The following is a 5821-nucleotide window of genomic DNA, read 5'->3' as shown; positions in this document are numbered from 1 at the left end:
CCTCGTACCCGCCGAGGAGGTCGCCGCCGTCGGCGCCTTCTGCATCATGTGGGGCACCTTCGGAGCCGCGAGCTTCACCTTCGACGGTGGTGTCGGACTCCTCCCCGAACTCCTCCTCGCCACCCCCGTGATGCGCTCCCCGGGCACCCGCCTCGAACTGGGCGCCCACGTGACGGAAGTGCGGGCGGAAGGGACCGGGGTCGAGGTGGTGTGGGAGCGGGACGGCGAGGTCCGGACCGAACGGGCCCGCGCCTGCGTGGTGGCCGTACCCGCCCCGGCCGCGGCCCGGATCGTCACCACCCTCGACGCGGACCAGCGCCGGTACCTCGACGGCGTCCGGTACACCAGCGACGTCCACGTCACCTTCGGGCTGCGCCGGGCACCCGTCGAGACGGCACTGGGCGTCGCCGTACCGTGCCGGGAGCACCCGGACCTCTGCGTCGCGCTGTACGAGCACAACCTCGGCCCCGGCCGGGCGCCCGTCGGCCGGGGCCTGGTCACCCTGGTCTTCCGGCACCACTGGAACACCGCCCGGATGCACCTCGACGACGAGACGGTGATCGCCGACGCCCGCAAGGCCGTGGGCGAAGCGCTGCCGGACCTGGCCGCCCACATCGACGAACACCGCGAGATGGAGGTCGTCCAGCGGTGGGAGAACGCGGTCCTGGCCCGCCCGGCCGGCGGATACCGGGACCTCGCCGCCTTCACCGCGGGCCTGGACCCGGCCTCGCCCGTCCAACTCGCCGGGGACCACTTCGCCTACAGCACCACCAACTCCTCGCTGGCCACCGGCGAACGTGCCGCCCGCCGCGTCCTGGACCTGCTCTCCGCGCGGTGAGCGGGCGCGGCGGGAACGTGAGGAAACGCGGGGGAACGCGAAGGAACGCGCGGGAACGCGAAGGAACGCGCGGGAACGCGAGAGGACCCGGGAGCGTAGCCTGCTCCCGGGCCCCTGTTTGCCGCCCAATTGCGCACACCGGCACGTTTAAGGGTCGCGGATCAGGTTGAAATCGACGCGTTCTACCTTTGAACTACCGTGCCACGGAGCGGCACAGACAGGACTTGAACCTGCATTCGTCGATATTCGTCCGCACCCGGTCGATCCGGTGTTCGGCGGCGAATGCTGAGACTGGAGCGAGAGTCTGAGATTGACAGGGCCTGCCTCTGCCTGATTGGGCTACCCCGGCCGGTGGTGCCGGGGGGAGGGCTCGAACCTCCACTGTGACCCCTGGTCAGCTTCAACGTCAGTGTCAGCTTTGCGCGCCGCGCACGGGCCCACCCATCCGGCTTCCCAGGCAGGGGACTTGTCGCGCTCGGCGCACCCGCCCGGCTCCCCGGGCGGGCGATCATGAGGCTACCGGAACAGGTAGCCGAAGACGGCGTCACCCACCCGCTGGTCGGTGACCTCGACGGCGTTGGCCTCCTCGCGGGCGAACTTGACGGCCTGCTGGAGCTTCTCCACCCGCTCGGCGAGCTCGTTCACCCGGCGGGCCGGCAGCGCGCCGGAGAACTTGACCGTGGTCCAGTAGCCGACCGCGACGTCCTCGTAGTAGACCTCGACCTGGGCCGGGTGCTTCTCGGTGGCCTCGGCCTTGACGTGGTTGCGCGGCACCTTCTTCGTCCGGATGGTGCGCACCGGCTCGGTCTTCCAGGCGTCGGTGGACGGGTCGAGGTTCCAGGACTCGGAGGCGTCCAGCACCGGGAGCTTCTTCACGAAGGTGAACAGGTCGGTGAGCTGCTTCTCCAGGAAGAGCAGGTACGGCACCGGCACCCGGGAGAGGAGCACCTGGCCGTCCACCACGACGTCGGCGCGGGCGTCGATGTTGGCCCAGTCCTTGGTGGCCGTCACGTCGAAGAGCCGGGTGAGGGTGTTCGCGGTGGACCGCAGGATGTCCTCGGCCTTCAGCTGCACCCGGGTCGACTCCGGCGGCAGCTGCTCGCCCTCCTCGTCCTTGGGCTGGTAGGCGCGGGAGATCCCGGCCAGCAGCGCGGGCTTCTGCAGGTCCTGATGGGCCTGCGTCAGCTCCTGGAAGGACTTGGACTTGACGCCCTTTTCAACGGCGATGATCTGGTTCAGCTTTGCCACGTCCGGGACGCTATCAGTCCCGGACTGATCGGCGACACCCAATTATCGACCGGCTGTTCGGCGCTCCTGCCGGTCACCTGGCCTGGGGTCATGGTGCCTCGTCCACCCGGAGACTGCCCGGTCGCGATGTCGTTGCGGACGATGCCGATCGAGTGGGCATTGGCCGGCGCGAGTGCCGTAGAGCCTTCGGCGATCGACCGTGTGCGACGCAATGGGGTTGGGGGGCTTGGCCGTGATGCCCCGGCGCTCGATGGTCGGCCTCGGTCCTCGCGGGCTGACGACGAGTCCGGGGTCCGCATGGCAAGTGGACTTGAGTCCAGATTCGTATTGCAGTACATATTAGTACTCGGGTTCGTCGACCGGGGGGATCGCCGTCACGGAGCTCCGCCGAACCGGGCGTCACGAGCCACCGCGCACGTCATCAACACCGCACGTCGGGTCCGCCACGTGATCCACCCTCCGGAAAGGGGTTTCGAGGAAGTCGTGAGCACTGTCCGTACAACACCAATGCGAGGTCTGCGCACACCGGGAAGCGGGGTGCGCGGTGTGGCGGCCGCGCTGGTCACAAGCCTTCTGGCCATGACGCTCGTCGTCCTGGCCGGGCCGGCGGCCCAGGCACAGCCGCGAGAACTCGCCGGTCAGCGCAACATCATCACCTGGAACATGCAAGGCGCGACCGCGACGGGCACGGGTGGCACCTACGAACGAGTCCACCAGATCTACAGCAGGGCCGTCGACACTGCCGCCCGTGACGGCGGCGTGGCCGACCAGCAGCGGGTGGTCATGGCCCTTCAAGAGGCCGGAGTCCCGCCCACGTCCTGGGCCGCTCTCACACCCGCCGATCGGGGGGATCTCGACATCCCGGCCGGGCTGAGGGGCTACCGGAGGAAAGTGGGACGGACGTACAGCTACCTCTTCCTGGCACCGACCACCGGCGGCGACCCCTCCGGGCGGGTCAACTCCGCGATCATCACGAACCAGCTGCCCCAACGCCTGGTCTACATCCCGGCGATCGCCGACAGGCTCCGCCCCCTCATCGGCGTGGGCTACGGCGAGGGGGGTGCGGACGGGGAGTACTACCTCTCCTTCCATGCCTCCTCCGGGAACGGCGGCAGAGACATCATGGGAATACTCCGTGACTTGACGGAGGAGATGGGTCTCCTGGAATCCACCGTCCATTCCGGACATTCTGTCAACTGGTACATCGGCGGCGACTTCAACGTGAGCCCGGACGTCCTCAGGAGGCGCCTGGACGGCCAGCGGGCGACCGACCTCTTCATCGCGGACCCGGCGGGCCCCACCCATCGGGGTGCGAGCAAGAGCACCCTGGACTACGTCGTCACCAACGACCCTTCGATGAGCCGCGTGCGGGGTGTGGTCACCGACCAGTCAGGGTTCTCCGACCATGACTCGGTGTCCTACGGCCGGCGGATCGGCGGCAACGAGCCCTGCGATCCGCTGCGCGTGACGGTACGGGAGGTCACAGAAGCCACGGGTACGGCGGCCGCACCCTGCCCCCTTCCGCGACCGGCCGCCGTCGTCTCCATGGGCGACAGCTACATCTCCGGTGAGGGCGGCCGCTGGGCCGGCAACGGGGACTACCCGGGTTCCGGATCCGGCCTCGGCACCGACCGCGCCGCGACGGACTGCACCGGGGAGGCCGCCGAAGCGGAGGCCTGCCGCTACGACCTGACGAAGGTCTACGGCGGCACCTCCTACCAGGGCGGCAACGGGTGCGACCGCTCGGACGTGGCCGAGATCAAGGGCGTCGACCTCTATGGCATCCCGCCAGCGAACCGCTTCAACATCGCCTGCTCCGGAGCCGAGACGAAGCACGTGCGCAGCGAGGCATTCAAGGGTGAGGCGCCGCAGGTCCAGCAGCTGCGCGAGCTGGCGAAGCAGCAGAACGTCAAGGTGATCGCGCTGTCCGTCGGCGGGAACGACCTCGACTTCTCCGGAATCCTGAACCGCTGCGCCCAGCGGTTCCTGCTCGGCCGGGGCGCCTGCCACGAGGGCGAGGACGCTCCCCTGAAGAGCAAGGTGGCGGGCCTTCAGGGCAGCGTGGAGGGCACGGTCGACGACATCCGCGCCGCCATGCGGGACGCGGGGTACGAGGACGGCGACTACACCCTGGTCGTCCAGTCCTACCCGGGCCCGTTCCCGCAGCCCCTGGGCATGCGCGAGACCGGCGACACCTACGACCGGTACACCAAGGCGGGCTTCCCCTTCTATGACGAGGACGCCGCCTGGACCAACCGCACCGTCACCCCGGCGATCTCCGACGCCCTCAAGAAGGCCGCGGTCGCGAAGAAGGCCGTCTTCCTCGACCCGCGGTCCGCCTTCGCGGGGCACGAGCTGAACTCCAAGGACGCCAGGACGGCCGGGGTGGAGAACTCCCCGCGGTCCCCGCTGGCCGCCGACGCCGCCGAGTGGGTGCGCTGGGTCGACCACCTGCCCGGCGTCCCGAGCAACCGCAAGCAGGGCGAGGCGCAGGAGTTCGTCCACCCGAACGCCTTCGGGCAGCAGGCCCTCTCGGAGTGCCTGAGCCAGACGGTGCGGCAGCACGACGCGCACCCGCAGTACGGCACGTTCGCCTGTGACGGACGGGCCGGGGCGGCACCGGGTGCGGTGACCGTCCGGCACACCGGTCTGGAGAGCCGGGACCCGTGGGACGTGCCGAAGCTGACGGTGATGCCGCTGGGCGACTCGATCACCCAGGGCGTGGGCAGCGCCAACGACAGCCTGGGCTACCGCAAGGAGCTGTGGCAGGCGCTGAAGGACCACACCGGCAGCCTGGACTTCGTCGGCTCCCTCAAGCACGGTGACGGAGGCTTCGACGGCGATCACGAGGGCCACTCGGGCTGGCGGATCGACGAGTTGACGGACAACGCGGGCTACCGCGAGGGGGACCTCGACACCTGGCTGCCGGCGGCGAAGCCGAATGTGATCACGTTGATGGCGGGCACCAACGACCTCAACCGCGGCGCCCCGACCACACCCCAGGACGCGCGCGACCGGATGGACACCCTGCTGGGGAAGATCCACGCCATGGCGCCGGACGCGACGGTGGTGCTCGGCTCGGTTCCCCCGACCGACCCCGCCACGCCGTGGGCGCGCTTCCAGCCCCTGTTCGAGGCCTACAACAAGCTCCTGCCGCCGCTGGTGGACACCTGGCGGGGCAAGGGCATGAAGGTGGGCTTCGCGGACATGGGCGCCGTCACCGCGGGCGACATGAGGGGCGGCGACGGCCTGCACCCGACCCCCAGCGGCTACACGAAGATCGCCGACGCCTTCTACGAGGGTGTCGCCGCCGCGGCCGCCGACGGCTGGATCACCGAGAACGTCGAGGTCAAGCCCGCCCCGTACAGCGGGGGCGTCCTGGGCGACGGCCCGGTGGACATCGACGGTGACGGCAAGGCCGACTACCTGGTGGTCGGCGACGACGGCTCGGTCGAGGCATGGCTGAACCGGGGCACCGACGCCAAGGGCGGCGGAGGCTGGCAGAGCGTCGGAAGGATCGCCGCCGGGGTCGCGCCGGGCGGCAAGGTCCGCTTCGCCGACCTCGACGGCGACGGGAAGGCCGACTACCTCGTCCTGAACGACGACGGCTCGGTGCAGGCCTGGCTCAACCGGGGGACCGACATGCCCGGAGGCACCGGTGCCCCTGGCGGCGGCGGCGAGGCCGTCGATGATCTCGCGCGGGGTCGGCTGGTCGGTGAGGCGGGCACGCAGGGC

The 5821-nt window shown here is 70.1% G+C and carries 3 protein-coding genes; 2 read left to right on the top strand and 1 reads right to left on the bottom strand.

The features are described from left to right. Nucleotides 1-838 (top strand): FAD-dependent oxidoreductase (locus tag ACWDCZ_RS38330; protein WP_449818359.1); only part of this gene is annotated, 838 nt, incomplete at its 5' end. A gap of 516 nt (nucleotides 839-1354) precedes the next feature. On the opposite strand, the gene ACWDCZ_RS38325 is transcribed toward ACWDCZ_RS38330, so the two are convergent. Next, nucleotides 1355-2086: a DUF7873 family protein gene (locus tag ACWDCZ_RS38325; protein WP_049649138.1), complete on the bottom strand. Its 732-nt coding sequence runs from the start codon at nucleotides 2084-2086 to the stop codon at nucleotides 1355-1357. Between the two features lie 579 nt (nucleotides 2087-2665). Between ACWDCZ_RS38325 and ACWDCZ_RS38320 the strand changes: the two genes are divergently transcribed. After that, on the top strand, nucleotides 2666-5821 hold a 3156-nt coding region (locus ACWDCZ_RS38320; protein WP_449818358.1), incomplete at its 3' end, for a GDSL-type esterase/lipase family protein.

This window comes from Kitasatospora sp. NPDC001225 (assembly GCF_053597855.1).
The sequence above is the reverse complement of the archived record's forward strand: the minus strand, read 5'-3'. Positions and strand labels throughout refer to the sequence as shown.